Origin of the sequence: Pseudomonas sp. AO-1, assembly GCF_019775695.1 — a bacterium.
Taxonomy (GTDB): domain Bacteria; phylum Pseudomonadota; class Gammaproteobacteria; order Pseudomonadales; family Pseudomonadaceae; genus Aquipseudomonas; species Aquipseudomonas parakoreensis.
The window spans coordinates 997,141-1,022,880 of the sequence record NZ_CP079947.1 but is presented as its reverse complement, the minus strand read 5'-3'; the positions used below and the strand labels follow the sequence as shown (position 1 = coordinate 1,022,880).

The window sequence follows — 25,740 nt, the reverse complement described above, 5'->3', positions numbered from 1 at the left end:
CAAATATGTCGCCTGCTGCACCGCTATCGCTGGCAAGTCGGATCGTCGCACCGCAGCTCCCACAGTGGACAGCATTGTTCTTCAAAATGTACTCATCCATTTAAGAGCTTTCGCACCCACGCCACTGGCGTTATCCTTGATTTCATCTTAATTGCCCCAGGGCGGCTAAATACGACCTTGAACGCACCCATAGAACCACATCGTTTTATCCTCGAGCCCTTTGAGGCTCGCCGCTTCGCCAATCTGTGCGGGCAGTTCGACGAGCATCTGCGCTTGATCGAACAGCGCCTGGCCATCGAGATCCGCAACCGCGGAAACCAGTTCGAACTGATCGGCGAACCCAAGCACACCACGTCTGCGGAAAACCTGCTGCGCCGCCTGTACCGCGAAACCAAGGGTACCGAGCTGTCGCCGGACCTGGTGCACCTGTTCCTTCAGGAATCGGCCGTCGTCGAACTGGACAATCACGCTCCCGCTGAAGCCTCCGTCGCCCTGCGCACCAAGAAAGGCATGATTCGCCCCCGTGGCTTGAATCAGCTGCGCTACGTGAAGGAAATCCTCGGCAACGACATCAACTTCGGCATTGGTCCGGCCGGTACCGGCAAGACTTATCTGGCTGTGGCTTGCGCCGTTGATGCCTTGGAGCGCGAGCAGATCCGCCGCATTCTGCTGGTGCGTCCGGCGGTTGAAGCCGGTGAGAAGCTCGGCTTCCTGCCCGGTGACCTGGCGCAAAAGATCGACCCGTACCTGCGCCCGCTCTATGACGCGCTCTACGAGATGCTCGGCTTCGAATACGTGGCCAAGCTGATCGAACGTCAGGTGATCGAAGTCGCGCCACTGGCGTACATGCGCGGTCGTACGCTGAACAACAGCTTCATCATTCTCGACGAAAGCCAGAACACCACCGTCGAGCAGATGAAAATGTTCCTGACCCGGATCGGCTTCGGCTCCACCGCCGTGATCACCGGTGACATCACCCAGGTCGACCTGCCGCGCGGCACCAAGTCCGGCCTGCATCATGTGATCGAAGTACTCAAGGATGTTCCGGGCATCAGCTTCACCCACTTCCAGCCCAAAGACGTCGTGCGCCACCCGTTGGTGCAGCGGATCGTCGAGGCCTACGAGCGCTTCGAGACCCGTGCCGAAGCCGCCAGGGAAACCTCGCGCGATGCTTGAGCTGGATCTGCAAATCGCTACCGAAGCGAGCGCCCCGAGTGAAACCGAGTTCCGCCAATGGTGCGAACTGGCTCTGCGCCAGCGCAGCGCCGACTCGGAAATGACCATTCGCCTGGTCGACGAGGAAGAAGGCCGCGAACTCAATCACACCTGGCGCCACAAGGATTACGCGACCAACGTCCTGTCGTTCCCGGCGGAAGTCCCGGACGAATTCCTCGACATCCCGCTGCTCGGCGATCTGGTGATCTGCGTGGCGGTGGTCGAACGCGAAGCTGCCGAACAAGGCAAGGAACTCAAGGCCCATTGGGCACATCTAGTCATTCACGGCTGCTTGCATCTGCTCGGTTACGACCATATAGATGACGACGAAGCTGAAGAAATGGAAGCACTGGAACGCGAGTTGCTTGCCGAACTGGGCTACCCCGATCCGTACGCGGACGACGAAACCGAAACATCCCCTATCGTTACAACAAAGGATTCAGAGTAATCGCTATGAGCGAAGATCGATCGAGCAACGGGCAGAAGTCATGGCTGGGTAAACTGACCCAGGCTTTTGCCCACGAGCCGAAGAACCGTCAGGAGCTGCTTGAGCTGCTGCGTGATGCACATCAGAACAAACTGCTGGACAGCGAAGCGCTGGCCATCGTCGAAGGCGCCATTCAGGTGGCTGACCTGCAAGTACGCGACATCATGGTCCCGCGTTCGCAGATGATCAGCATCAAGGCGACCCAGACCCCTCGTGAATTCCTTCCGGCCGTGCTCGACTCGGCGCACTCTCGCTACCCGGTCATTGGCGAAAGCCACGACGACGTGATGGGCGTGTTGCTGGCCAAGGACCTGCTGCCGCTGATCCTCAAGGAGAACGGCGACAGCTTCAACATCAAGGACCTGCTGCGCCCGGCCACCTTCGTACCGGAGTCCAAGCGTCTGAACGTGTTGCTGCGTGAATTCCGCGCCAATCACAACCACATGGCTATCGTCATTGACGAATACGGCGGCGTGGCCGGTCTGGTGACGATCGAAGACGTGTTGGAACAGATCGTCGGCGACATCGAAGACGAGCACGACGTCGAAGAAGACAGCTACATCAAGCCGCTGCCCAGCGGTGATTTCCTGATCAAGGCCCTGACGCCGATCGAAAACTTCAACGAGTTCTTCGACAGCGAATTCTCCGACGACGAGTTCGACACCGTCGGCGGTCTGGTGATGAGCGCGTTCGGGCACTTGCCAAAACGCAATGAAATCACTGAAATCGGCGCCTATCGTTTCCGCATCCTGAACGCCGACAGCCGTCGGATTCATTTGCTGCGACTGACGCCAATCGCTCGTTAAATCTAAGGATTGGGGTATGTCATCAGCTATTTCCTGTATCGCGTTGCGCCTGAAAGCGGGCCAGGCAAGGCGCAGTCCGCAGGGAATGGCATTCCCTTTCCAAGGACTGCAACGCAGCATGGCCCGCTTTCAGGCGTAACCCGGAGGGCCGGGCCTGCTGTTACGCAGGGCTGCGTTGCTCGTCGTTCATTTGAAAAACCAAACTTCACTCCTCGCGCCTTGCCCTGCGTAACAGCAGACCCGGCGCGATACAGGAAATAGCTGATGACATACCCCCTGCGCTGGACAACCCGCCCCGGCTGGCCCGGTAACCTGCTGGCCGTGGCGGCCGGTGCAATCACTACCTTCGCCCTGGCCCCGTTCAACATCTGGCCGCTGGCTTTGCTCGCGGTCGGCCTGTTCTACGCCGGCCTGCGTGAGCTGAAACCGCGTCAGGCGCTGGGCCGTGGCTGGTGCTTCGGTTTCGGCCTGTTCGGTGCCGGCACCAGCTGGATCTACTACAGCATCCACCATTTCGGTGGCGCATCGGTGCTGCTGGCCGGGTTCCTGATGTTGCTGTTCACCGCAGCGATCGCCTTTTTCTTCGCCCTGCCCGCCTGGGTCTGGGCGCGCTGGTTGCGCCGCAATGAAGCACCACTGGCCGATGCGCTGGCGTTTGCCGCGCAGTGGGTCGGGCAGGAAGCGTTTCGTGGCTGGTTCCTCACTGGTTTTCCGTGGCTCTACTCCGGCTACAGCCAGCTCGACGGCCCTTTGGCCGGGCTCGCGCCGGTCGGCGGCATGTGGTTGGTGTCGTTCGTTCTGGCGCTGACTGCGGCGCTGATCTACAACGCGCCCCGCTTGTTGCAATCCGGTCGCAAGGGCTTTATCGCGGCCGGCCTGGTGTTGCTGGTCGGGCCATGGGTGGCGGGCATTGCGCTCAAGGGCCACGCCTGGACCAGTCCGTCCGGTCCGGCACTGAGCGTTGCCGCGATTCAGGGCAACGTCGAACAAAGCATGAAGTGGGACCCGGCGCAGCTCAATGCGCAACTGGCGCTGTACCGCGACCTGAGTTTCCGCTCCAAACCGGTGGACCTGCTGATCTGGCCGGAAACCGCGGTGCCGGTGCTCAAGGAGTCCGCCGAGGGCTACCTGAACATGATGGGTAACTTCGCCGCCGAGCGTAAATCGGCGTTGATCACCGGCGTACCGATCCGCGAGACGGTTCGTCACGAAAAACGCTTCTTCAACGGCATTACCGTGGTCGGCGAAGGCGATGGTACCTACCTCAAGCAGAAATTGGTGCCGTTCGGCGAATACGTGCCGTTGCAGGATCTGCTGCGCGGCTTGATCGCGTTCTTTGATTTGCCGATGTCGGACTTCGCTCGCGGTCCGGCGGATCAGCCGCTGCTGCAGGCCAAGGGTTATCAGATTGCGCCATTCATCTGCTACGAAGTGGTGTACCCGGAGTTCGCTGCAGGTCTGTCGGCACGCAGCGACTTGCTGCTGACGATCAGCAACGACACCTGGTTCGGCACCTCGATTGGCCCGTTGCAGCACCTGCAAATGGCGCAGATGCGCGCACTTGAAGCGGGCCGCTGGATGATCCGTGCTACGAACAATGGCGTGACCGGACTGATCAACCCGTTCGGGCAGATCACCGAGCAGATCCCGCAGTTCGAGCAGGGCATTTTGTATGGCGAAGTGGTGCCGATGCACAACCTGACGCCGTACCTGCAATGGCGCTCGTGGCCGCTGATCGTCGTCTGTGTGCTGCTGTTTGGCTGGGCGCTGATGGCAAGCCGGATGTCGAAAACCCTTTAAAAGCGATCCATAAACACTGTGGTGAGGGGATTTATCCCCGATCGATGACGCAGTCATCGCAAATCCATTGCACTCGATTTACCTGAAAGACCGAGATGCAGGTTTTGGGGCGGCTTCGCCACCCATCGGGGATAAATCCCCTCGCCACGGAAGCCCTCTCAAAACAGTGCTATTAGCGGTAAAACAACGAATACCCCACCTGCCCCACCGCCTCATTCAGCAACTGTCCGCTCTGCCAGATCGACTTGAACTCCGGCAGCCAGCCACCAAACGGTCGCGCATTATCGGTCCCGAGAAACCCTACGGGCGCCGGCACCACTTCAAATCCTGCCTGCTGGAAACACCACACGGCGCGCGGCATGTGCCAGGCCTGCGTGACCACCACGACGCGCTTGATGCCTTGTGGCAACAAGATGTCGGCGCTGAATTTGGCATTTTCCCAGGTTGTGCGACTCTCACCTTCCTGCCAGCGCGTGGTCACGCCGAAATCATCGCGCAGTGAATCGGCCATCAGCTTCGCCTCGGTCGGCGGCGTGCCGTAATGCAGGCCACCGCTGGTCAGAATCGGCAGCCCGGAGGCCTTGGCCAGTCGCGCCGCATAGCGCTGACGCTCCAGCCCCACGCCGGTCGGCTGATCCTCACCCCAGGCCAGATCACCGCGCTCGCGCCCGGAACCCAGCACAACAATGGCATCGGCCCGCTGCGCCAGGATTGACCAGGCATCACGGGGCAGCGGCGGCTCACGTTCCAGTGCCTTGGCGCCCCACTGCACGACCACCGGCAGGCTCATCAGCCAGAAACCACCCAGCCCAATGGCAAAACACAGGCCTGCCAGTCGCGGCCGGGAACGGCGCAGCCACCAGGCGATCAGCAACAGCAGCAAGAGAATGCCGGGCGGCAACAGAAGTTGTTTGATGAAGTAACGAAAAGGCATCGGGGCATCTCCAGAGATGCCCGAAGCCTAAGAGTGTTAATGATGCGTTACAACCGATAGGTAGGATCCTGTTGGAAAAGATCCGTTATTTGACCTGCCATGCGTTTACTTGGCCTGTACAGAACGAACCTTGACGGTGTCTCTGCCGGGCGCCTTGTCCTTGAGCCAGATGACCTTGGCTGAATGTGCTGCATCGAGCTGTTTCACTGCCTGCGACAGGTATCCATGCGCTTCACGCTCACTGCGATCCAGATAGGCCTTGACCAGTTTGAACTCGGCGGGGCTCAAGCCACGCAATTCCAGTTCCACGGGGCGCTCGTCGCGCAGCCGGCCAGCGGTTTTGGCAGCGTCGAGCGCCATGCCCAGACGATCCATCAACCGTTCGTACAACTCGGGTTTCGTCACGTTTTTTTGCCGTTGCTCCACCATCCCTCACCTCATTGAAGATAAGACTCACTCCCCAATAAGAGCTTAGCTTCGCTGCACAAACCGGCTGAACGCCGCGACCAACGGCCCTCGCCACGGTTTTCGGGGGCCAGACAGCTGTAATCAGGGTTTCCCTAGGCCAAGCGCGGTCATGTATGCTACGGCGCTTCCTGTCATTCCACTTCCAGCCTGTCCGGAGCATCCCCCGGAGGGCGCGTTGAAGAGGATTAGGCCACCCCTATCCAGTACAAAAGTAGCCATGCACGAACAATATCAGCCCCGTGAAATCGAAGCCGCCGCCCAGTCGTTCTGGGACGAGCAAAAGTCCTTTGAAGTCAGTGAACAGCCAGGCAAGGAAACCTACTACTGCCTGTCGATGTTCCCTTACCCCAGCGGCAAGCTACACATGGGGCACGTGCGCAACTACACCATCGGCGACGTGATCTCCCGCTACCAGCGCATGCAAGGCAAGAACGTTCTGCAACCGATGGGTTGGGACGCCTTCGGCATGCCGGCGGAAAACGCCGCGATGAAGAACAACGTGGCACCCGCCAAGTGGACCTACGAAAACATCGCCTACATGAAATCCCAGCTGCGCAGCCTGGGCCTGGCGGTGGACTGGTCCCGTGAAGTGACCACCTGCAAGCCGGACTACTACCGCTGGGAACAATGGCTGTTCACCCGCCTGTTCGAAAAAGGCGTGATCTACCGCAAGAACGGCACCGTGAACTGGGACCCGGTCGACCAGACCGTGCTGGCCAACGAACAGGTGATCGACGGTCGCGGCTGGCGCTCCGGCGCGCTGATCGAGAAGCGCGAAATCCCGATGTACTACTTCAAGATCACCGCCTACGCGGATGAGCTGCTGGAGAGCCTCGACGAACTGACGGGCTGGCCGGAACAGGTCAAGACCATGCAGCGCAACTGGATCGGCAAATCCCGCGGCATGGAAGTGCAGTTCCCGTACAACGTCGACTCGATCGGCGAAGCAGGCACCCTCAAGGTCTTCACCACCCGTCCGGACACCCTGATGGGCGCGACCTACGTTGCCGTGGCAGCCGAGCACCCGCTGGCCACCCAGGCCGCGCAGAACAATCCTGAGCTGCAAGCGTTCATCGCCGAATGCAAGGGCGGCAGCGTCGCTGAAGCCGACGTCGCCACTCAAGAGAAGAAAGGCCTGCCGACCGGCCTGTTCGTCGAGCACCCGCTGACCGGTGAAAAACTCCCGGTATGGGTCGCCAACTACGTGTTGATGCATTACGGCGACGGCGCCGTGATGGCGGTCCCGGCGCACGACGAGCGCGATTTCGAATTCGCCCACAAGTACAACCTGCCGGTGAAATCGGTGGTGCGCACCAGCTCCGGCGACACCAACCCCGCTCCGTGGCAAGACGCCTACGGCGAGCACGGCACGCTGATCAACTCCGGCGAGTTCGACGGCCTGGACTTCACCGGCGCCTTCGACGCCATGGAAGTCGCCCTGATCAAGAAAAACCTCGGCGCCTCGCGCACCCAGTTCCGCCTGCGCGACTGGGGCATCAGCCGTCAGCGCTACTGGGGCTGCCCGATCCCGATCATCCACTGCGCCACCTGCGGTGACGTGCCGGTGCCGGAAGACCAGTTGCCGGTGGTCCTGCCAGAAGACGTGGTGCCGGACGGCGCCGGTTCGCCACTGGCGCGCATGCCGGAATTCTACGAGTGCAGCTGCCCGAAATGCGGCCAGCCTGCCAAGCGTGAAACCGACACCATGGACACCTTCGTCGAGTCCTCGTGGTACTACGCCCGTTACGCCTCGCCGCACTTTGAAGGTGGCCTGGTGGAAAAATCCGCAGCCGACCACTGGTTGCCGGTGGATCAGTACATCGGCGGTATCGAACACGCCATTCTCCACCTGCTGTACGCACGCTTCTTCCACAAGCTGATGCGTGACGAAGGTCTGGTCAGCTCCAACGAGCCGTTCAAGAACCTGCTGACCCAGGGCATGGTAATCGCCGAGACTTACTATCGTCGCGAAGCCAACGGTGCCTACACCTGGTTCAACCCGGCGGACGTGGAACTGGAGCGCGACAGCAAAGCCAAGGTCATCAGCGCCAAACTGAAGTCCGACGGCTTGCCGGTGGAAATCGGTGGCACCGAGAAAATGGCCAAGTCGAAGAACAACGGCGTCGACCCCCAGTCGATGATCGACCAGTTCGGCGCCGACACCTGCCGCCTGTTCATGATGTTCGCCTCGCCGCCCGACATGAGCGCCGAATGGTCGGACTCCGGCGTTGAAGGCTCGCACCGTTTCCTCAAGCGCGTCTGGCGTCTGGCGCAGACCCACGTCACCCAGGGCCTGCCGGGGAAACTGGATGTCGCCGCTCTCAACGACGAACAGAAAGCCGTGCGCCGCGCCATCCACCTGGCCATCAAGCAGGCCAGTCACGACGTCGGCCAAAACCACAAATTCAACACCGCCATCGCTCAGGTGATGACGCTGATGAACGTGCTGGAAAAAGCCGCGCAAGGCACCGAACAGGACCGCGCGCTGATTCACGAAGGCCTGGAAGCCGTGACGCTGCTGCTGGCTCCGATCACGCCACACATCAGCCATGAGCTGTGGAAGCAACTGGGCCATGCTGACCCGGTGATCGATGCGGGCTGGCCTGCGGTCGATGAAAACGCACTGGTACAGGACAGCCTGCAACTGGTCATTCAAGTGAACGGCAAGCTGCGTGGTCAGATCGAAATGCCGGCCAGCGCCACCCGCGAAGAAGTCGAAGCGGCTGCCCGTGCCAACGAAAACGTGCTGCGTTTCGTCGACGGTCTGACCATTCGCAAAGTGATCGTTGTACCAGGGAAACTGGTCAACATCGTCGCCAGCTAAATTGGATTGGGCGCCAGGTTCGCCTGGCGCCCTGTAAAACCTTTCGGGCCGCAGGGTCGGCCCACATGGTTTCAAGGGGAGCAACACAATGATCAAACGCAATCTGCTGGTGATGGGCCTCGCCGTTCTGCTGAGCGCCTGCGGTTTCCAGCTGCGTGGTACCGGCACCAATGAACTGACGATCAAGGAGCTCGACCTGAGCGCCCGTAACGCTTATGGCGAGACCGTCACCCAACTGCGTCAGGTGCTCGAGTCCAGCGGCGTCAAGGTTTACAACGGTGCACCGTACAAGCTGTACCTGGCTGACGAGCAGGAAAGCCAGCGCATCCTCAGCTACGCCGGCGCCGGTCGTACGGGTGAGTACCAAGTGACCACCGTGCTGAACTACGACATCGTAGGCGAACACAATCTGAACCTGCTGAGCGACAAGCTTGAAGTGCAGAAAGTGTTCATCCACGACGGCAACAACCTCGTCGGCTCCGATCAGGAAGCCAACGACGCCCGTCGCGAAACCCGTCGCGAACTGGTTCAACGCATGATGCTGCGCCTGCAACAGCTGACGCCGGGCCAACTGCAGCAATTGCAGCAAGCGGCCAACGACCGTGCCCGGGCCGAAGCCGATGCGCTGAAGGCGGCACAGAAGGCTGAAGCGGAAACTCCGCGCCAGTCGCCGCTCGAATTGCCGCAGCAGTAAGACGTACGGGGCGCTCAGGCGCCCCGTTCGCCCTCTCTTATGAAGCTCGCTCCCGCTCAACTCGGCAAACACCTGCAAGGCGCGCTCGCGCCCGTCTATATCATCAGCGGCGATGACCCGCTGTTGTGCCAGGAAGCCGCCGATGCCATTCGCAGTGCTGCCCGCCAGCAAGGTTTCGACGAACGCCAGGTGTTCGCTGCCGACGCCAATTTCGATTGGGGGACCTTGTTGCAGGCCGGCGCCAGCATGTCGCTGTTCGCCGAAAAACGCCTGCTGGAACTGCGTCTGCCTTCGGGCAAGCCCGGTGACAAGGGCGCTGCCGCGCTGATCGAATACTGCTCGCGCCCCGCTGAAGACACCGTGCTGCTGATCAGCTTGCCCAAGCTCGACGGCAGTGCGCAGAAAACCAAGTGGGGCAAGGCGCTGGTTGAAGGTCAGCAGACCCAGTTCATTCAGATCTGGCCGGTGGATGCCAATCAGCTGCCGAGCTGGATTCGTCAGCGTCTGTCGCAAGCCGGTTTGTCGGCCAGTCAGGACGCGGTCGAACTGATTGCCGCACGCGTGGAGGGCAACCTGCTCGCCGCCGCGCAGGAAATCGAAAAGCTCAAGTTGATGGCCGAAGGTGGGCAGATCACCGTCGAAACCGTGCAGGCCGCGGTGGCCGACAGTGCGCGCTTCGACGTGTTCGGCCTGACCGATGCCGTACTCAACGGCGAACCGGCCCACGCCTTGCGCATGCTCGAAGGCCTGCGCGGTGAAGGCGTCGAGCCACCGGTGATTCTCTGGGCGCTGGCACGGGAGTTGCGCCTGCTGGCCAATATCTCGCTGCAGTACAGCCAGGGCACGCCGCTGGACAAGTGCTTCAGCCAGGCGAAACCGCCGGTCTGGGACAAACGCAAACCACTGATGAGCAAAGCCCTGCAACGCTACTCGGCGCCACGCTGGGCGCAATTGTTGCTCGAAGCGCAGCGCATCGATGCGCAAATCAAGGGTCAGGCCGCCGGTTCGCCATGGATGAGCCTGAGCCGATTGGTGTTGTTGATGTCGGGCCAACGCCTTTCACTGCCCGCCGAATAATCTGTCATACCGCATAACGCCCCTTCGCGAGCAGGCTCGCTCCCACATTGAAATGCAATCCAAATGTGGGAGCGAGCCTGCTCGCGAAAGCGTCAGAACATTCCTACCCATCAGGGACTGGACAGATGTCCAACATCGGCAGATTATTTCCCCCGCAAAACCACTCACTCGAGAGAACCCTCATGAGCAAAAAGCCATCGAAACATGGCCCGAACAAGGCCAAATCCATCATCGCCCAACCCCTGTTCCGCAGTCGCCAGGAACGACCGTCCAAGGGCAAAGGCAGCTACCGCCGCGAAGCCTTCCAGTCTGATAGCTGGGAGGCTTCTTACTTTCTGGCTGCCTGAAGCACAGCACCCCCTGGTCATGTTAAGGTCTGCACCTGATTCGTATCCCCTGGAACTGTGCATGCCCTTCAGTCTTTCCCGTCGTTGGCCCGTTCGCCAACTGATCGCTGCCTCCAGCTTCATTCTGCTTGTCGCCTGCGCGGAAAAACCTACCGCCGCCGATGCGCAACCTCTCCAAGCCGCCCCTGTCGCAACAGCCCCGGCAATCATTCCGCCGGTAGTGCCGTCCGCTGACCCTCTTGATCTTCAGCCCACCCAGACCTTTGCCGAATGGCAGGCCGGTTTCCGCAAGGATGCCTTGGCGGCCGGGATCCGCGCCGAGCTGTTCGATCGCGCATTTGCCAACGTCAGCTTCGATGCCAGCGTGATCAAGGCCGACCGCAGCCAGCCGGAGTTCTCACGTCCGGTGTGGGAATACCTCGACGGCGCCCTCTCGCCACTGCGAGTGCGCAAGGGCCAAGCGCTGATCAGTCAGTACGCCGACATCCTGCAAAGCATCGAACAGCGATATGGCGTCGATCGTCAGGCACTGGTGTCGGTGTGGGGCATGGAAAGCAATTTCGGCCAGTTCCAGGGCACCAAGTCAGTGATCAACTCGCTGGCGACCCTGGCCTACGAAGGTCGTCGTCCGGGCTTTGCCCATGCGCAACTGATTGCGGCGCTGCAGATCCTGCAACAGGGCGATATCACTCCAGAGAAGATGTTGGGCTCGTGGGCCGGTGCGATGGGCCAGACCCAGTTCATTCCGACCACCTACAATACCCACGCGGTGGATTTCGACGGTGACGGTCGCCGCGACATCTGGGGCAGCCCGGCCGATGCGCTGGCCTCCACCGCGCACTACCTGCAAAGCTCCGGCTGGCAGCGTGGTCAACCGTGGGGCTTCGAAGTGCAATTGCCGAACAGCTTCAACTACACCCTGGCCGATGGCGCGATTCGCAAAACTGTCGCTGAATGGCGTCAACTGGGCGTGAGCCTGCCCAATGGCATTCAGGCACCGGCCGGCTCGGAACAGTTGTCCGCCGCCCTGCTGCTACCCGCCGGTTATCGTGGCCCGGCGTTTCTGATCCTCGACAACTTCCGGGCGATCCTCAAGTACAACAACTCGTCATCCTATGCACTGGCGGTGAGCCTGTTGTCCGAGCGCTTCAATGGCGCTGGCCTGATCAACGGCACGTGGCCGAAAGATGACCTGCCACTGAGCCGCACCGAGCGTATCGAATTGCAGACCCTGCTGAGCGCGCGTAATTACGATGCAGGCACGGCTGACGGGATTATCGGCGCCAATACGCGCAAGGCGATCCGCAGTGCCCAGCAGGCGTTTGGCTGGCCGGCGGACGGGTATCCGACGCATAAGTTGCTTGAGAGCCTGCGTACTCAATAAAGCAAAATCAAAAGATCGCAGCCTTCGGCAGCTCCTACAGGGTAAACACTAATCCAATGTAGGAGCTGCCGAAGGCTGCGATCTTTTTGCGTCACCCGAGCATTATCGGGTGACCACATCCTGCTCCAGCATCAATTCCTTCTTCCCTGCATCCAAGCGAACCAGCGCACCCATCGGCAGCGTCAGGTTCGGATCACAATGCCCGCTGCGCCACCCCGACAGCACCGGAATCCGCAACGGCTCGAACGTCTGCTTGAGCAGGCGGTTCAACGCATCGATATCGACCCCGGCCACATCACCGACCAGCACCCCGCGCAATCGGGCCAGTTTGCCGGCCAGACGCATCTGCGTGAGCAAACGGTCGATGCGATACAGCGGCTCGTTGACGTCCTCGATCAGCAGAATCACCCCTTCCACGTCGATTTCATAAGGCGTGCCCAGCGTCGAGGCAATCATCGCCAGATTGCCGCCGAGCAAGCGCCCGTGAGCAATGCCCGGTTCGACCGTGGTCAAGGGATAAGCCACTGGATGGCTCAGCACACTGCCCGCCTTCAACTGACCGCGCAGCATGGCGAAGAATGAGGTGACAGTCGGTGGCTCCTTGTCACCCAACAGATCGGCGTTGAGCAGCGGGCCGTGGAAGGTCACGAACCCGGCGTAGCGACTGATCGCCAGATGCAGCGCGGTGATGTCGCTGTAGCCAACAAACGGCTTGGCGTGACGACTCAGCAGGTCGTAATCAATCCGGTCCAGCAGGCGCGGCGTACCGTAGCCGCCACGCAGGCAGATGATCGCGTCGACTTCGGAGTCGGCGAATGCCGCGTGCAGGTCATGGAGGCGTACGTCATCGCTGCCGGCCAGATAGCCATCCTTTTCGTAGACACCGGGAAACACTCGCAACCGGTAACCCCGGGCGCGCATCCACTGCACGGCTTTTTCGGTGTCCAGCGCACCGGGCCCGGCGGGGGCGATCACGCCAATCAGCCCTTCGGATGGCAGTGCCGGTACAGGTTTGTGGGCAACGAGGGTGTGAGTCGGTCGAACGGTCATCCATGGGTCTCCCTGCGAAAAGTCATGGGCACACAGTAGTCAGGAACAGAGATAAACAAAAGAGGCACTGTGGCCCCGTGACTTGTGGCGAGGGAGCTTGCTCCCGCTGGAGTGCGCAGCACTCCCAAAGATATTGGGGGTCGCTTCGCAACCCAGCGCGAGCAAGCTCCCTCGCCACAAGGTTCAGTGCTCAACAACCCAAACAAAAATACCCGCCGAAGCGGGTATTTTGTGAAGCCTTCAGCGCCGGATCAGGAACCGAGCAGCTCGGCCTTGACCAGTTTCGCCTGCTCGTCGGCGTGATACGAGGAACGTACCAGCGGGCCGGAAGCAACGTTCTTGAAGCCCATTTTGTAGCCTTCTTCGGCGAACCAGGCGAAGGTGTCCGGGTGCACGAAACGCTGCACCGGCAAGTGGCTGCGCGACGGTTGCAGGTACTGCCCGAGGGTCAGCATGTCGATGTCGTGTTCGCGCATGCGCTTCATGACTTCGATGACTTCTTCGTCGGTCTCGCCCAGACCCAGCATCAGGCCGGATTTGGTCGGAATGTGCGGCATCATCTGCTTGAAACGCTGCAGCAGGGTCAGCGACCACTGGTAGTCCGAACCCGGACGCGCAGCCTTGTACAGGCGCGGCACGGTTTCCAGGTTGTGGTTGAACACATCCGGCGGCTCGGCGGCAGTGATTTCCAGGGCGATGTCCATGCGGCCACGGTAGTCCGGGACCAGGGTTTCCAGCTGCACGTTCGGCGACAGCTTGCGGATTTCGCGGATGCAGTCGGCAAAGTGCTGGGCACCGCCGTCACGCAGGTCGTCGCGGTCAACCGAGGTGATCACCACGTACTTGAGCTTCAGGTCGGCGATGGCGATGGCCAGGCTTTCCGGCTCGTTGACGTCCAGTGGCTTCGGACGACCATGACCCACGTCGCAGAACGGGCAACGACGGGTGCAGATGTCACCCATGATCATGAAGGTCGCGGTGCCGCCGGAGAAGCACTCGCCCAGGTTCGGGCAGGACGCTTCTTCACAGACGCTGTGCAATTTGTGTTTGCGCAGCAGGCTCTTGATCCGGTCGACTTCCGGCGAAACCGGGATGCGTACGCGAATCCAGTCGGGCTTCTTCGGCAGTTCGGTGGTCGGAATGATCTTTACCGGGATGCGTGCAACCTTCTCGGCGCCGCGCAGCTTGACGCCGGCTTCAACCTTGGGACGCGGGGCCGGGCGCTCGGTCACGTCGAGCGTCGGGATCATGGTTTGCACTGCATCAGTAGTCATATCAGTCGATTCCGCCCGTCAGGGTCGTCTGCTCAGCATAGTCGAGGTGTTTGACGAGCTGCGCGCGCAGCCGGGCACTTACCTCGGCAAATTCAATCGATCCTGCGTGATCGCTCAGCTGGGTCATCGCCAGCCCGGCATAGCCGCAGGGATTAATCCGTCGAAACGGTTCCAGGTTCATATCCACGTTCAAGGCCAGGCCATGAAAGGAGCAACCGTGGCGAATCCGCAAACCCAGAGAAGCGATTTTCGCTCCGTCGACGTAGACGCCGGGAGCATCTGGCTTGGCGGCGGCGGTGACGCCGTAGCTGGCCAGCAGTTCGATCAGGCAGTGTTCCATGCGCGTGACCAGATCACGTACGCCGAAACCCAGCTTGCGCACATCCAGCAACAGGTAGGCGACCAACTGGCCCGGGCCATGATAAGTCACCTGCCCGCCGCGATCGACCTGTACTACCGGGATATCACCCGGCAGCAGCAGGTGTTCGGCCTTGCCGGCCTGGCCCTGGGTGAACACCGGGGGGTGCTCGACCAGCCAGATTTCGTCGGCGGCATTGCTGCCGCGTTCGTTGGTGAAGCGTTGCATGGCATGCCAGACCGGCTCGTAAGCCATCTGGCCAAGTTCGCGAAAGCCCAGCGTGCCCGGCATCACAACACCATGTGCACGAAACCGGAAGCCCGCAGCTCGCTGTTGATGTTGTACAGCTGATCCTGGTCTGTCGCGACAATGTGCAACTGGATGGTGGTGTACTTGCCGTTGCTGCTTTGACGCTCGTCGATGCGCTCATCATTGATGGTCGCGTGTTTCTTGACGATGTCGATGATCTTGTCTTTGTTGCCGACGCCCGTATCGCTGATCACCTTAATCGGATAATCAGTTTGCGGAAATTCGATCTTTGGCGCCTTTACTTCGGTATCGGTCATGGCGTAACGGCCTCTAGAGCGCAAGCCGTGGTAACGCACATGGCCCCGCACCGGATCGGGGCGGGGCCATGCAGGTCAACACAAATCAGTTGAACAAGCCGTAGAAGAATAGACGGATGCTATCCCACATGCGGCGGAAGATACCACCCTCCTCGACAGCGTCCAGAGCGATCAGGTCGGCGCTGTGCACCACCTTGTCGTCCAGTTTCACTTCGACTTTACCGATCACGTCGCCCTTGGCGATTGGCGCGGTCAGTTGCGGGTTCATGGTCATGCTGGCAGCGAGTTTTTTCAGCTGGCCCTTTGGCAGGGTCATGGTCAGGTCTTCAGCCAGGCCGGCCTTGACCTGGCTGGTGGTACCTTTCCACACCGGGGCCTGAGCCAGTTCGGTGCCCTTCTGATAGAAGGTCTGGGTTTCGAAGAAGCGGAAGCCGTAGGTCAGCAGCTTCTGGGTTTCAGCAGCACGGGCCACTTCGCTGTTAGTGCCGAACACCACAGCAATCAGACGCTGGCCGTCACGTACAGCCGAGGACACCATGCAGTAGCCGGCTTCGTCGGTGTGACCGGTTTTCAGACCGTCAACGGTCTTGTCGCGCCACAGCAGCAGGTTGCGGTTAGGCTGCTTGATGCCGTTCCAGAAGAACTCTTTCTGCGAGTAGATCGCGTAGTGAGCCGGGTCTTCGTGGATGATCGCGCGCGCCAGGATCGCCATGTCGTGAGCCGACGAGTAGTGCTCTGGGTTCGGCAGGCCGGTCGGGTTCATGAAGTGCGAGTTGGTCATGCCCAGATCGGCGACCGTCTTGTTCATCAGGTCGGCGAACGCGTCTTCGCTGCCGGCGATGTGCTCGGACAGCGCCACGCTGGCGTCGTTGCCGGACTGGATGATGATGCCGTGCAGCAGGTCGCTGACGGTCACTTGCGAGCCGACTTTGATGAACATCCGCGAGCCGCCGGTACGCCAGGCGTTTTCGCTGACGGTCACCGGATCGTTTTCACCGATCTGGCCACGACGGATTTCCAGCGTAGCGATGTACGCGGTCATCAGTTTGGTCAGGCTGGCTGGCGGCAGACGCTGGTCACCGTTGTTCTCCACCAGCACGTTGCCGCTGCTGGCGTCCATGAGCACGTAGGCTTTTGCAGCCAGTTGAGGTGGCGACGGCATCATCTCGGCCGCGAAAGCGGCTGGCGAGAGGAGCAGCGGGACTAGCAGACACAGGCGTTTGGCAAAGGTGGTGATGTTCATCCGTCTCTCGAAATCGCTAATGGAAACTTGCCCGAAGGCAAAACTATTCAGACAGCCTTCTAACGGGCCATCGCGTGTTCAGTTGCTCACTCCAGTCACCCTTGCCGGGCTTTTGTTCTTCGACGAGCCAACAACCTGGTCCACCCCCCAAAACCGCAAGTGAACCGTCAATCAAGTGCTACGTTTCTTACTCGGTGACCACGCTCGGCGAGCCGAGATTGGCCAGGCGCACACTGTTCTGCACCTGGGCGATCTCACCCGGCGAACCGATCGGCCCCAGGCGTACCCGGTGCAGGGTCTGCTGATTGCGCACGATCGAGCTGATGAACACCGGAGCGCTCACCATCCCGCTGAGCTTCGACCTCAGGAGTTCTGCAGCGTCCGGGTTGGCGAACGCGCCCACCTGCAGATACTGGCCAGACGCTGGTGCAGAAGCGTTTTTTTTTGCGCTGATCTGTACAGGGACAGTGTCAGAGGCATGTTGCTGCGGCGGCGGGGTCCACTGCTCGATGGTACCGGCCGACGCCGTGATTACCGGGGCGCTATTCTGCGCGACTTGCGGCTCGTTGAGCATCAGCGGCGCCGGACGGCCCTTCGCGGCCCACCATTGCTGCGGATCGATACCCTCGACCTTGACCCGCGCGGTGCCGATTTCGGCATAACCGAGCTTCTTCGCGGCTGCGTAGGACAAGTCGATGATCCGGTCCGAATAGAACGGCCCGCGATCGTTGACCCGCAGGATCACGCTCCGGTTGTTGTCCAGGTTGGTCACCCGCACGTAACTGGGCAGTGGCAGAGTCTTGTGGGCGGCACTCATGCCGTACAGGTCATACACTTCGCCGTTGGCGGTGTTCTGCCCGTGAAACTTGGTGCCGTACCAGGAAGCGGTACCCGAGGCGACGTAGGTCTTGGATTCCTGCAACGGGAAATAGGTCTTGCCCAGCACGGTGTACGGGTTGGCCTTGTACGGGCCGGTGTGCAGGGTCGGCGTGGCGTCGGGGATGCGCGAAACATCGACATCCCACCACGGCGCACCGTCTTTGTGCGCGCGGTTGATGTCCAGCCCCGGCTGCGCACGTACGGCGGTGGACGAGGTCTTCTGGGTTGGCGCGCGGCTGGTCGAACAGCTGGCGACCAGCACCGCCAACGCGGCGAATGCCACCAGCTTCAGGGGTTTATTGATAGGCAATGCCCGCATTACTTGACGCCCCGTGCTTTTACCAGCTCTTCAGACAGTTGATGTACGGCCATGGCGTACATCACGCTGCGGTTATAACGCGTGATCGCGTAGAAATTCTTCAGGCCCATCCAGTATTCAGGGCCGTTGTCGCCTTCGAGGCGAAATGCAGTAACCGGCATATCATCGCGCAGCGCATCATGACTTGACCAGCCCAGCGCCCGCAACTCTCCGACCGTTTTCGTCGGTTCGATGCCGGTGGTCAGACCTTCGTCGACCTGCTCGCCGCGCACGTCAGCGCGGCTCACCACCGGTTCCCAGGCGACCCAGCCGTGACGCTTGAAATAGCTGGCCACGCTGCCAATCGCATCGTCCGGATTGGTCCAGATATTGATGTGACCGTCACCGTCGAAATCCACCGCATAGGCGCGAAAGCTGCTCGGCATGAATTGCGGCAAGCCCATCGCTCCGGCGTACGAGCCCTTGAGGGTCAATGGATCGACCTGCTCTTCACGGGCCAGCAGCAGGAACTCACGCAATTCCTTGCGGAAAAATTCGGCACGGGGAGGATAGTCGAATCCGAGCGTGGACAACGCATCAATCACCCGGTAATTGCCGGTATTACGTCCGAAAAAGGTCTCGACGCCGATGATCGACACGATGACTTGTGCCGGTACGCCGTATTCCTGTTCGGCGCGGGCCAGTACTGCCTCGTGCTGGCGCCAGAAGTCCACACCACGGGCGATGCGCGCGTCGGTGATGAACATCGGGCGATATTCTTTCCACTGTTTGACCCGCTCGGCGGGTTTGGAGATGGCGTCGAGAATCGCCTGCTTGCGCTGGGCCTCGCGGAACACCGCCATCAGTTGCTCACCGGCAAAACCGTAGTCGCGGGTCATTTCGCCGACGAATTCGGCCACCTGTGGCGAGCCTTCGTAATCGCCGGCCAGCGCTTGCTGCACGCTGCCAAGGATGCCGACCAGGCCGACCCACGGCGCGTAACGAGTCGCCCAGCTGCGCATGACTTGCATTGAACTCTTCACCTTATTCAAACCTGTGCGATCCACTTGCGATGCGTATGAATCGACATCAAAACCCCAAACGCTGACAGCAGTGTCACCAGCGAAGTTCCTCCGTAGCTAATGAAGGGCAACGGCACCCCCACCACCGGCAACAGGCCACTGACCATACCGATGTTGACGAAAACATAAACAAAAAACGTCATGGTCAACGCACCGGCGAGCAATTTGCCGAACAGCGTCTGCGCCTGGGCGGTAATCACCAGACCGCGACCGATCAGCAACAGATAGATCAGCAGCAGCGCGCAGATGCCGACCAGACCAAACTCTTCGCCGAGTACGGCGATGATGAAGTCGGTGTGGCTTTCCGGCAAAAAGTCCAGGTGCGACTGGGTGCCCAGCAGCCAGCCCTTGCCGAACACGCCGCCGGAACCGATCGCGGCTTTCGACTGGATGATGTTCCAGCCGGTGCCGAGCGGATCGCTTTCCGGGTCGAGGAACGTGAGGATCCGCTGCTTCTGGTAGTCGTGCATGATGAAGAACCACATGGCGATCGCCACCGGCACGGCCGCAGCCAGTACGCTGAGGATCCAGCGCCAGCGCAGCCCGCCCATGAACAGCACGAACGCGCCGCCGGCCAGAATCAGCAGTGACGTACCGAGGTCAGGCTGGCGCACGATCAGAATGAACGGCACACCGATCAGCATCAGACTGATACCAACGTGCTTGAGCTGTGGCGGCAGCGTGCGCTTGGACAGATACCAGGCAATCGTCGCCGGCATCAGGATCTTCATGAACTCCGAGGGCTGGAAGCGGATCACCCCGGGGATGTTGATCCAGCGCGTCGCACCCATGGCGTTGTGGCCCATGATGTCCACCACCATCAGCAGCACCACGCCGACCACATAACCGAGCGGCACCCAACGCGCCATGAACCGCGGTTCGAACTGGGCGATGACGATCATCGACACCAGGCCGATACCGAACGAAGTGGCTTGTTTGCCCAGCAGATCCCAGCTCTTGCCGCTCGCCGAATACAGCACGAACAGACTGCCCGCGGCGAGAATCAGCAGCAGGATCAACAGCGGGCCATCGATATGCAGACGTTGCAGCAGCGTCGCACGACGACGCATCACATCCTCACTGGAGAGCATGCGATCAAAATTATTCATCACGGGCCGTAGCCTCCGCACTGATAGGACCGGCGTATTCGGCCTTCAATCGACCCTCCTGATCCAGAAGCCAGGCATCCATGACCTGACGCACGACGGGCGCGGCGACACCGGAGCCGGACTCACCGTTCTCGACCATCACCGAAACAACGATTTTCGGGTTGTCGGCCGGGGCGAAACCGACGAACAAGGCGTGGTCGCGGTGGCGTTCCTGAACCTTGGAACGGTCGTATTTTTCACCTTGCTTGATCGCGACCACCTGAGCGGTACCGGACTTGCCGGCGATGCGGTATTGCGCACCGATTGCCGCCTTGCGCGCGGTCCCTCTGGCGCCGTGCATCACTTGCTGCATGCCGTGGTTAACCTTGGTCCAGTCCGACGGATCGCGCAGAACGATATCCGGCATCGGGTTTTCATCTACCGGTTTGGCACCTTCGATGGTCTTGGCCAGGTGCGGCCGGTTCCAGATTCCTTTGTTGGCCACCAGCGCCGTGGCCTGCGCCAGTTGCAAGGGTGTGGACTGCATGTAGCCCTGGCCGATCCCCAGAATCAGGGTTTCGCCCGGGAACCACGCCTGTTTGCGCGTCGCACGCTTCCACTCGCGGGACGGCATCAGGCCGGGAGATTCTTCGAACATGTCCAGCGAGACCTTCTGGCCGATGCCGAACTTGTTCATGTAGGCCGACAAGCGATCAATGCCCAGCTTGTGCGCCAGGTCATAGAAGTAGGTGTCGTTGGAACGCATGATCGCCGTGTCGAGGTCGACGAAGCCGTCACCGGTGCGGTTCCAGTTGCGGTACTTGTGATCGTAGTTGGGCAGCATGTAGTAACCGGGGTCGAACACCCGGCTCGACGCCGTCACCACACCGGCATCGAGACCGGCAATCGCCACCGCCGGCTTGATCGTCGAACCCGGCGGGTACAGACCGCGCAGCACCCGGTTGAACAGCGGCCGGTCGATGGAGTCGCGCAGCTCGGCATAAGCCTTGAAGCTGATGCCGGTGACGAACAGGTTCGGGTCGAAACTCGGCTGACTGACCATTGCCAATACTTCGCCCGTGTTCGGATCGAGCGCCACCACCGCGCCGCGCCGCCCGCCCAGTGCAGCTTCCGCCGCTTCCTGCAGTTTGATGTCCAGACTCAGGACGATGTCCTTGCCGGGAATCGGATCAGTCCGCTTGAGCACGCGCAGCACGCGGCCGCGGGCGTTGGTCTCGACTTCCTCGTAACCCACCTGCCCGTGCAGTTCCGGCTCGTAGAAACGCTCGATGCCGGTCTTGCCGATGTGATGGGTGCCGCTGTAGTTGACCGGGTCGAGGGTCTTCAGCTCTTTCTCGTTGATCCGCCCCATGTAACCCACCGAGTGCGCAAAATGCGCGCCCTGCGGGTAATGACGCACCAACTGCGCGACCACTTCCACCCCGGGCAGGCGGAACTGGTTCACCGCGATCCGGGCAATCTGCTCTTCGGTCAGCTCGAACAGAATCGGCACCGGCTCGAACGGCCGGCGCCCCTGGCGCATGCGTTTTTCGAAGATCACCCGGTCCTCGGGCGTCAGCTGCAGCACTTCGACGATCACGTCGAGCACTTGCTGCCAGTCGCCGGAGCGCTCGCGGGTCATGCTCAGGCTGAAGCTCGGACGGTTGTCCGCCACCACCACGCCGTTGCGGTCGAAGATCAACCCACGAGTCGGCGGAATCGGCTGCACATGGACGCGGTTGTTTTCCGAGAGTGTCGAGTGGTACTCGTACTGGATCACCTGCAAGTAGTACAGCCGCGCAATCAATACGCCGATCAACAGCATGACCGCAACAGCCCCGAACACGACGCGGCTACGCACCAGGCGGGCGTCCTTTTCGTGGTCCTTGATGCGGATCGGCTGAGACATGAGGGCAGGACTACTTGTGGTAAGGGTGACCGGACAGCACGGTCCAGGCACGGTACAGCTGTTCGCCGATCAGGATCCGCACCAGCGGGTGCGGCAAGGTCAGCGGCGACAACGACCAGCGCTGGTCGGCGCGAGCGCAGACTTCCGGCGCCAGCCCTTCGGGGCCACCGACCATGAAATTGACCGTGCGCGAATCCAGCCGCCAACGGTCGAGTTCGACCGCCAGTTGCTCGGTGCTCCAGGGCTTGCCGTGCACTTCCAGCGTGACGATCCGCTCGTTCGGCCCGACCTTGGCCAGCATGGCTTCGCCTTCCTGGCGGATGAAACGGGCCACGTCGGCGTTCTTGCCACGGGTATTGAGCGGAATTTCCACCAGTTCCAGCGCCAGCTCGGACGGAAGACGCTTGGCATACTCATGCCAGCCTTCTTCCACCCACTTGGGCATGCGTGAACCGACGGCGATCAGTCGCAGTCGCACAGCAATCCCTTACAGCTGGTCTTTGTTGAGCTTGGTGAAATGCTCGTGGGTGTTTTCCGGGCTGTGGTGCTTGGCGTCTGCCGCACGGCTTTGCTCGGCACCGGCCCACAGGCGCTCCAGGTCGTAGAACTGACGTGCCGAGGCAGTCATCATGTGCACGATCACCAGGTCGAGGTCGAGCAGCACCCAGTCGCTGTCGCCCTTGCCTTCTTCGCCCAGCGGCTTGGCGCCTTGCTTTTTGACCTCTTCACGGACCTTGTCCAGCATCGCATTGATCTGGCGATTGGAGGTACCGGTGGCGATGATCATGTAGTCGGTGATGCTCTGCTTGTCGCGCACATCGATGATCTGGATGTCTTGTGCCTTGACGTCTTCCAGGGCGGCCACGGCAACCTTGACCAGCTCGTCGCCCTTGAGCGGCTCGTTGGTGTTGGCGACTTCCGGCAGCGGCGCGCTCTTGAACGTGCCTTTGCGTTTGACTTTGCTTACATCTTTGTCGGTCATATAAAACTCGTTTTGCTCATGTATTCGGCGGCTTGGCGATACGTGGATTCGTATCAGTGAAGCACGCCTTGTTCAGTTCGACGCACGGTACAGACCGTGCGCATCGATGTAGGCCAGGACCGCGTCGGGCACCAGGAAACGTACCGACTTACCGCTGGCCAGCAGTTGACGGATCTGGGTGGCGGAAACCGCGAGCGGTGTCTGCCAGACGAATGCAATCTGTCCGCTCGGCCCTTTCAGGGCCAGCGGGTCGCTCACCGAACGCGCTGCCAGCAGGTTGCGCAAGGCATCCGGCGGTTCGCTGTCGGCGTCCGGGCGCTGTAGCACCAGGATATGGCAATGCTGGAGCAACTCCTCCCAGCGGTGCCAAGTGGGCAGGCCGCAAAATGCGTCCCAGCCCAAAAGCAGAAAAACCTGGGTCTCGGCGGCCATTTCGGCACGCATCAACTCCAGGGTATCAATGGTGTAAGACGGCTTGTCCCGCTGCAATTCGCGGGCGTCCACCACCAGCGGCGGCACTCCGGCCACCGCACACTCAACCATGGCCAGCCGATCCTGCGCCGACACTTGCGGCGTATCGCGATGCGGCGGCCGGGCGCTGGGCATCATGCGCAACTCGTCAAGCGCCAGTGCTTCGGCGACTTCCAGCGCACCGCGCAAATGGCCGATGTGCACCGGGTCGAACGTGCCGCCCAGTACGCCAATGCGTTGCGGGCGAGACTCGCTGCCGGTTTGCGGCACTGTCAGGTCGAGGTCGGTCAAGTCAGACCGTCGCCTGGCCGCGCAACTGGCCATCACCAACCACGATGTACTTCTCGCAGGTCAGCCCTTCGAGACCCACCGGGCCGCGGGCGTGCAGCTTATCAGTAGAAATGCCGATCTCGGCACCCAATCCGTATTCGAATCCATCGGCGAAGCACGTCGGGGTGTTGATCATCACCGACGCCGAGTCGACTTCCGCGACGAAACGTCGGGTGTCGGCGAGGTTTTCGCTAACAATCGAGTCGGTGTGGTGCGAGCCGTAATGGTTGATGTGTTCAATGGCCTGGTCCAGTCCGTCGACCACGCGGATCGACAGGATCGGCGCCAGATACTCGGTACTCCAGTCGTCCTCGCTGGCCGCATTCGCGTCAATGATCGCCCGGGTGCGCTCGCAGCCACGCAGCTCGACGCCTTTTTCGCGGAACTGGGCTGCCATCGACGGCAGGAAATCCTTGGCAACACTTTGATCGACGAGCAGGGTCTCCATCGCGCCACAGATGCCATAACGGTAAGTCTTGGCATTGAAGGCGATGCGCTGGGCTTTGGCCAGATCGGCGTGCTCGCTGACAAATACGTGGCAGATACCGTCCAGGTGTTTGATCACCGGCACCCGGGCGTCACGGCTGATGCGCTCGATCAGGCCACGGCCACCGCGCGGCACGATCACGTCGACGTACTCGGGCATGGTGATCATCGCGCCGACGGCAGCGCGGTCGGTGGTTTCGACCACTTGCACCACGGCTGCCGGCAATTCGGCCTCGGCCAGACCGCGCTGGATGCACGCGGCAATCGCCCGGTTGGAATGAATCGCCTCGGAACCACCGCGCAGGATGGTTGCGTTACCGGACTTCAGGCACAGGCTGGCGGCATCGATGGTCACGTTGGGCCGGGATTCGTAGATGATCCCGATCACACCCAGCGGCACGCGCATCTTGCCGACTTGAATGCCGGACGGGCGGAAGCTCATGTCACGGATCGCACCGACCGGATCCGGCAGTGCTGCCACTTGGCGCAGGCCGACGATCATCCCGTCGATGCGCGCGGGAGTCAGTTCCAGACGTTCCAGCAAGGCTGGCTCCAGACCATTGGCGCGACCGGCGGCCAGATCCTGTTCATTGGCTGCGGCCAGCTCGGCGCGAGCAGCGTCCAGCGCATTGGCAGCAGCCTGCAAGGCGCGGTTTTTCTGCGCGGTGCTGGCACGGCCGATGACCCGGGAAGCTTCGCGGGCGGCGCGACCCAATCGGGTCATGTAGTCAAGAACGGACTCAGTCATGGTCTGTTGGGGTCTTGGCAAAGAGGAAAGCGGCAGATTATAGCTGTCGCGTCCCGGGACTAACAGCGGTGACAGGCGGATGGTCGAAATGGACTGCAATTTGCCGACGTTCAGCCGTAATTAAGCCGCGGATTGTTATCATCACGACCTCCTTCGCCTGGATAAACACCGTTTGCCATGTCCAACCTGACCGTTCGCGCCACCGCCGAGCGCCTGCCACTGGGCCTTCCGGACAATTTTTTCGACCGTGACGCGCAAGTACTGGCCCGCGATCTGCTCGGCAAAGTCATCCGCCACCGGGTCGGCGATCTATGGCTCAGCGCGCGGATCATCGAAACCGAAGCCTATTACTGCGCGGAAAAAGGCAGTCATGCCTCCCTCGGTTACACGGAAAAGCGTAAGGCTTTGTTTCTGGATGGCGGACACATTTATATGTATTACGCCCGTGGCGGCGATTCACTGAACTTCAGCGCTCAGGGGCCCGGCAATGCGGTGTTGATCAAATCCGCCTACCCGTGGGTCGATGAAATCAGCGGACCGGCGAGCCTGGCGCAAATGCTGCTGAACAATCCCGATGCCCAAGGCCGGCCGCGTCCTTCGCAAAAGCTTTGCGCCGGGCAGACACTGCTGTGCAAGGCGCTTGGGCTGAAAGTGCCGATGTGGGACGCCAAGCGTTTCGACCATGAACTGCTGCTGGTGGAAGACACCGGCCCGGCGCCGACGCAGATCATTCAGACCACACGCCTGGGCATCCCCCAGGGCCGCGACGAACACCTGATGTACCGCTTCGTCGACGCCACGTATGCCCAGTGGTGCACGCGGAACCCGTTGCGCCGGGGTCAGGTCGAAGGGCGCGATTATTTCCTGTTGTAAACACGTAACCCTGTAGGAGCTGCCGCAGGCTGCGATCTTTGCTGTTAAAAGATCAAAAGATCGCAGC

At 61.0% G+C, this 25,740-nt stretch carries 25 protein-coding genes; 10 read left to right on the top strand and 15 right to left on the bottom strand.

Translation table 11 applies throughout. From position 1 onward, the window contains the following. The first annotated feature begins 177 nt into the window (after positions 1 to 177). The 4 genes from KVQ82_RS04760 to lnt all read left to right on the top strand — a co-directional run bounded on the left by KVQ82_RS04760 (position 178) and on the right by lnt (position 4,308). The gene (locus KVQ82_RS04760) at positions 178 to 1,176 is read left to right on the top strand and encodes a PhoH family protein (protein WP_041065034.1); all 999 of its coding nucleotides are present in this window, start codon (positions 178 to 180) and stop codon (positions 1,174 to 1,176) included. Further along, on the top strand, positions 1,169 to 1,663 hold the full coding sequence (gene ybeY, locus KVQ82_RS04755; protein ID WP_041065031.1) for an rRNA maturation RNase YbeY: 495 nt from the start codon (positions 1,169 to 1,171) through the stop codon (positions 1,661 to 1,663). Before KVQ82_RS04760 ends, ybeY begins: the two co-directional genes overlap by 8 nt. Positions 1,664 to 1,668: 5 nt before the next feature. Further along, positions 1,669 to 2,508 (top strand): HlyC/CorC family transporter, encoded by an 840-nt coding sequence (locus KVQ82_RS04750; RefSeq protein ID WP_003228526.1) that lies wholly within the window; start codon positions 1,669 to 1,671, stop codon positions 2,506 to 2,508. 276 nt (positions 2,509 to 2,784) lie between these two features. Further along, positions 2,785 to 4,308 (top strand): apolipoprotein N-acyltransferase, encoded by a 1,524-nt coding sequence (gene lnt / locus KVQ82_RS04745; protein WP_222019358.1) that lies wholly within the window; start codon positions 2,785 to 2,787, stop codon positions 4,306 to 4,308. Between the two features lie 172 nt (positions 4,309 to 4,480). On the opposite strand, the gene KVQ82_RS04740 is transcribed toward lnt, so the two are convergent. Beyond that, a complete protein-coding gene (locus tag KVQ82_RS04740) occupies positions 4,481 to 5,242 on the bottom strand; it encodes a YdcF family protein (RefSeq protein WP_086793050.1) in 762 nt (253 codons plus the stop codon). Positions 5,243 to 5,347: 105 nt separating this feature from the next. Further along, entirely contained in the window at positions 5,348 to 5,671 is a 324-nt protein-coding gene (locus tag KVQ82_RS04735; protein WP_041065025.1) for a hypothetical protein, read from the bottom strand. Between the two features lie 256 nt (positions 5,672 to 5,927). Here KVQ82_RS04735 and leuS point away from each other — a divergent pair, with 256 nt between their 5' ends. The 5 genes from leuS to KVQ82_RS04710 all read left to right on the top strand — a co-directional run bounded on the left by leuS (position 5,928) and on the right by KVQ82_RS04710 (position 12,036). Continuing rightward, a complete protein-coding gene (gene leuS / locus KVQ82_RS04730) occupies positions 5,928 to 8,534 on the top strand; it encodes a leucine--tRNA ligase (RefSeq protein WP_041065022.1) in 2,607 nt (868 codons plus the stop codon). 88 nt (positions 8,535 to 8,622) lie between these two features. Beyond that, positions 8,623 to 9,228, top strand: a complete 606-nt coding sequence (lptE, locus tag KVQ82_RS04725; protein WP_222018214.1) for an LPS assembly lipoprotein LptE — start codon at positions 8,623 to 8,625, stop codon at positions 9,226 to 9,228. 39 nt (positions 9,229 to 9,267) lie between these two features. Then, positions 9,268 to 10,305 (top strand): DNA polymerase III subunit delta, encoded by a 1,038-nt coding sequence (gene holA / locus KVQ82_RS04720; RefSeq protein WP_222018212.1) that lies wholly within the window; start codon positions 9,268 to 9,270, stop codon positions 10,303 to 10,305. A gap of 182 nt (positions 10,306 to 10,487) precedes the next feature. Continuing rightward, positions 10,488 to 10,652, top strand: coding sequence for an alternative ribosome rescue factor ArfA (arfA, locus tag KVQ82_RS04715; protein ID WP_222018210.1), 165 nt, complete (start codon positions 10,488 to 10,490; stop codon positions 10,650 to 10,652). A gap of 61 nt (positions 10,653 to 10,713) precedes the next feature. After that, entirely contained in the window at positions 10,714 to 12,036 is a 1,323-nt protein-coding gene (locus KVQ82_RS04710; RefSeq protein ID WP_222018209.1) for a lytic murein transglycosylase, read from the top strand. Between the two features lie 102 nt (positions 12,037 to 12,138). Here the strand turns inward: KVQ82_RS04710 and KVQ82_RS04705 are convergent, their stop codons facing one another. From KVQ82_RS04705 to KVQ82_RS04645, 13 genes are all read right to left on the bottom strand, one after another. Continuing rightward, positions 12,139 to 13,086 carry an LD-carboxypeptidase gene (locus KVQ82_RS04705; protein ID WP_222018207.1) on the bottom strand — a complete coding sequence of 316 codons (948 nt, stop codon included), beginning with the start codon at positions 13,084 to 13,086 and terminating at the stop codon, positions 12,139 to 12,141. 251 nt (positions 13,087 to 13,337) lie between these two features. Continuing rightward, entirely contained in the window at positions 13,338 to 14,336 is a 999-nt protein-coding gene (lipA, locus tag KVQ82_RS04700; protein ID WP_160768663.1) for a lipoyl synthase, read from the bottom strand. Between the two features lie 25 nt (positions 14,337 to 14,361). Beyond that, a complete protein-coding gene (gene lipB / locus KVQ82_RS04695) occupies positions 14,362 to 15,009 on the bottom strand; it encodes a lipoyl(octanoyl) transferase LipB (RefSeq protein ID WP_222018206.1) in 648 nt (215 codons plus the stop codon). Beyond that, the gene (locus KVQ82_RS04690; protein WP_027612895.1) at positions 15,009 to 15,284 is read right to left on the bottom strand and encodes a DUF493 domain-containing protein; all 276 of its coding nucleotides are present in this window, start codon (positions 15,282 to 15,284) and stop codon (positions 15,009 to 15,011) included. The genes lipB and KVQ82_RS04690 overlap by 1 nt, the downstream gene beginning before the upstream one ends. Before the next feature lie 85 nt (positions 15,285 to 15,369). After that, positions 15,370 to 16,527 carry a D-alanyl-D-alanine carboxypeptidase family protein gene (locus tag KVQ82_RS04685; RefSeq protein WP_003228546.1) on the bottom strand — a complete coding sequence of 386 codons (1,158 nt, stop codon included), beginning with the start codon at positions 16,525 to 16,527 and terminating at the stop codon, positions 15,370 to 15,372. A gap of 187 nt (positions 16,528 to 16,714) precedes the next feature. Next, the gene (locus KVQ82_RS04680) at positions 16,715 to 17,725 is read right to left on the bottom strand and encodes a septal ring lytic transglycosylase RlpA family protein (RefSeq protein ID WP_041065003.1); all 1,011 of its coding nucleotides are present in this window, start codon (positions 17,723 to 17,725) and stop codon (positions 16,715 to 16,717) included. Further along, complete coding sequence (mltB, locus tag KVQ82_RS04675; RefSeq protein WP_222018204.1) at positions 17,725 to 18,735, bottom strand: lytic murein transglycosylase B; 1,011 nt, start codon at positions 18,733 to 18,735, stop codon at positions 17,725 to 17,727. The genes KVQ82_RS04680 and mltB overlap by 1 nt, the downstream gene beginning before the upstream one ends. Positions 18,736 to 18,752: 17 nt before the next feature. After that, complete coding sequence (gene rodA, locus KVQ82_RS04670) at positions 18,753 to 19,856, bottom strand: rod shape-determining protein RodA (protein WP_047296919.1); 1,104 nt, start codon at positions 19,854 to 19,856, stop codon at positions 18,753 to 18,755. A gap of 31 nt (positions 19,857 to 19,887) precedes the next feature. Beyond that, a complete protein-coding gene (gene mrdA / locus KVQ82_RS04665) occupies positions 19,888 to 21,783 on the bottom strand; it encodes a penicillin-binding protein 2 (RefSeq protein WP_041064994.1) in 1,896 nt (631 codons plus the stop codon). 10 nt (positions 21,784 to 21,793) lie between these two features. Beyond that, the gene (gene rlmH / locus KVQ82_RS04660; protein WP_003185785.1) at positions 21,794 to 22,261 is read right to left on the bottom strand and encodes a 23S rRNA (pseudouridine(1915)-N(3))-methyltransferase RlmH; all 468 of its coding nucleotides are present in this window, start codon (positions 22,259 to 22,261) and stop codon (positions 21,794 to 21,796) included. A gap of 9 nt (positions 22,262 to 22,270) precedes the next feature. Beyond that, on the bottom strand, positions 22,271 to 22,765 hold the full coding sequence (rsfS, locus tag KVQ82_RS04655) for a ribosome silencing factor (protein WP_007960601.1): 495 nt from the start codon (positions 22,763 to 22,765) through the stop codon (positions 22,271 to 22,273). 72 nt (positions 22,766 to 22,837) lie between these two features. Then, complete coding sequence (gene nadD / locus KVQ82_RS04650) at positions 22,838 to 23,560, bottom strand: nicotinate-nucleotide adenylyltransferase (RefSeq protein WP_260688033.1); 723 nt, start codon at positions 23,558 to 23,560, stop codon at positions 22,838 to 22,840. Next, positions 23,529 to 24,800 carry a glutamate-5-semialdehyde dehydrogenase gene (locus KVQ82_RS04645; RefSeq protein ID WP_222018202.1) on the bottom strand — a complete coding sequence of 424 codons (1,272 nt, stop codon included), beginning with the start codon at positions 24,798 to 24,800 and terminating at the stop codon, positions 23,529 to 23,531. Before KVQ82_RS04645 ends, nadD begins: the two co-directional genes overlap by 32 nt. Before the next feature lie 177 nt (positions 24,801 to 24,977). Between KVQ82_RS04645 and KVQ82_RS04640 the strand changes: the two genes are divergently transcribed. Continuing rightward, a complete protein-coding gene (locus KVQ82_RS04640; protein WP_222018200.1) occupies positions 24,978 to 25,673 on the top strand; it encodes a DNA-3-methyladenine glycosylase in 696 nt (231 codons plus the stop codon). Positions 25,674 to 25,740 lie beyond the last annotated feature (67 nt).

Coding starts and splice junctions, on each gene's coding strand:
- KVQ82_RS04640 (WP_222018200.1), top strand. CDS start 24,978: ATGTCCAACCTGACCGTTCGCGCCACCGCCGAGCGCCTGCCACTGGGC.
- rsfS (WP_007960601.1), bottom strand. CDS start 22,765: ATGACCGACAAAGATGTAAGCAAAGTCAAACGCAAAGGCACGTTCAAG.
- KVQ82_RS04740 (WP_086793050.1), bottom strand. CDS start 5,242: ATGCCTTTTCGTTACTTCATCAAACAACTTCTGTTGCCGCCCGGCATT.
- holA (WP_222018212.1), top strand. CDS start 9,268: ATGAAGCTCGCTCCCGCTCAACTCGGCAAACACCTGCAAGGCGCGCTC.
- lipB (WP_222018206.1), bottom strand. CDS start 15,009: ATGCCGGGCACGCTGGGCTTTCGCGAACTTGGCCAGATGGCTTACGAG.
- KVQ82_RS04645 (WP_222018202.1), bottom strand. CDS start 24,800: ATGACTGAGTCCGTTCTTGACTACATGACCCGATTGGGTCGCGCCGCC.
- lptE (WP_222018214.1), top strand. CDS start 8,623: ATGATCAAACGCAATCTGCTGGTGATGGGCCTCGCCGTTCTGCTGAGC.
- KVQ82_RS04705 (WP_222018207.1), bottom strand. CDS start 13,086: ATGACCGTTCGACCGACTCACACCCTCGTTGCCCACAAACCTGTACCG.
- mrdA (WP_041064994.1), bottom strand. CDS start 21,783: ATGTCTCAGCCGATCCGCATCAAGGACCACGAAAAGGACGCCCGCCTG.
- arfA (WP_222018210.1), top strand. CDS start 10,488: ATGAGCAAAAAGCCATCGAAACATGGCCCGAACAAGGCCAAATCCATC.
- KVQ82_RS04690 (WP_027612895.1), bottom strand. CDS start 15,284: ATGACCGATACCGAAGTAAAGGCGCCAAAGATCGAATTTCCGCAAACT.
- KVQ82_RS04680 (WP_041065003.1), bottom strand. CDS start 17,725: ATGCGGGCATTGCCTATCAATAAACCCCTGAAGCTGGTGGCATTCGCC.
- mltB (WP_222018204.1), bottom strand. CDS start 18,735: ATGCAAGTCATGCGCAGCTGGGCGACTCGTTACGCGCCGTGGGTCGGC.
- lipA (WP_160768663.1), bottom strand. CDS start 14,336: ATGATCCCGACGCTCGACGTGACCGAGCGCCCGGCCCCGCGTCCCAAG.
- rodA (WP_047296919.1), bottom strand. CDS start 19,856: ATGCGTCGTCGTGCGACGCTGCTGCAACGTCTGCATATCGATGGCCCG.
- KVQ82_RS04685 (WP_003228546.1), bottom strand. CDS start 16,527: ATGAACATCACCACCTTTGCCAAACGCCTGTGTCTGCTAGTCCCGCTG.
- nadD (WP_260688033.1), bottom strand. CDS start 23,560: ATGGCCAGTTGCGCGGCCAGGCGACGGTCTGACTTGACCGACCTCGAC.
- ybeY (WP_041065031.1), top strand. CDS start 1,169: ATGCTTGAGCTGGATCTGCAAATCGCTACCGAAGCGAGCGCCCCGAGT.
- KVQ82_RS04710 (WP_222018209.1), top strand. CDS start 10,714: ATGCCCTTCAGTCTTTCCCGTCGTTGGCCCGTTCGCCAACTGATCGCT.
- leuS (WP_041065022.1), top strand. CDS start 5,928: ATGCACGAACAATATCAGCCCCGTGAAATCGAAGCCGCCGCCCAGTCG.
- KVQ82_RS04735 (WP_041065025.1), bottom strand. CDS start 5,671: ATGGTGGAGCAACGGCAAAAAAACGTGACGAAACCCGAGTTGTACGAA.
- KVQ82_RS04750 (WP_003228526.1), top strand. CDS start 1,669: ATGAGCGAAGATCGATCGAGCAACGGGCAGAAGTCATGGCTGGGTAAA.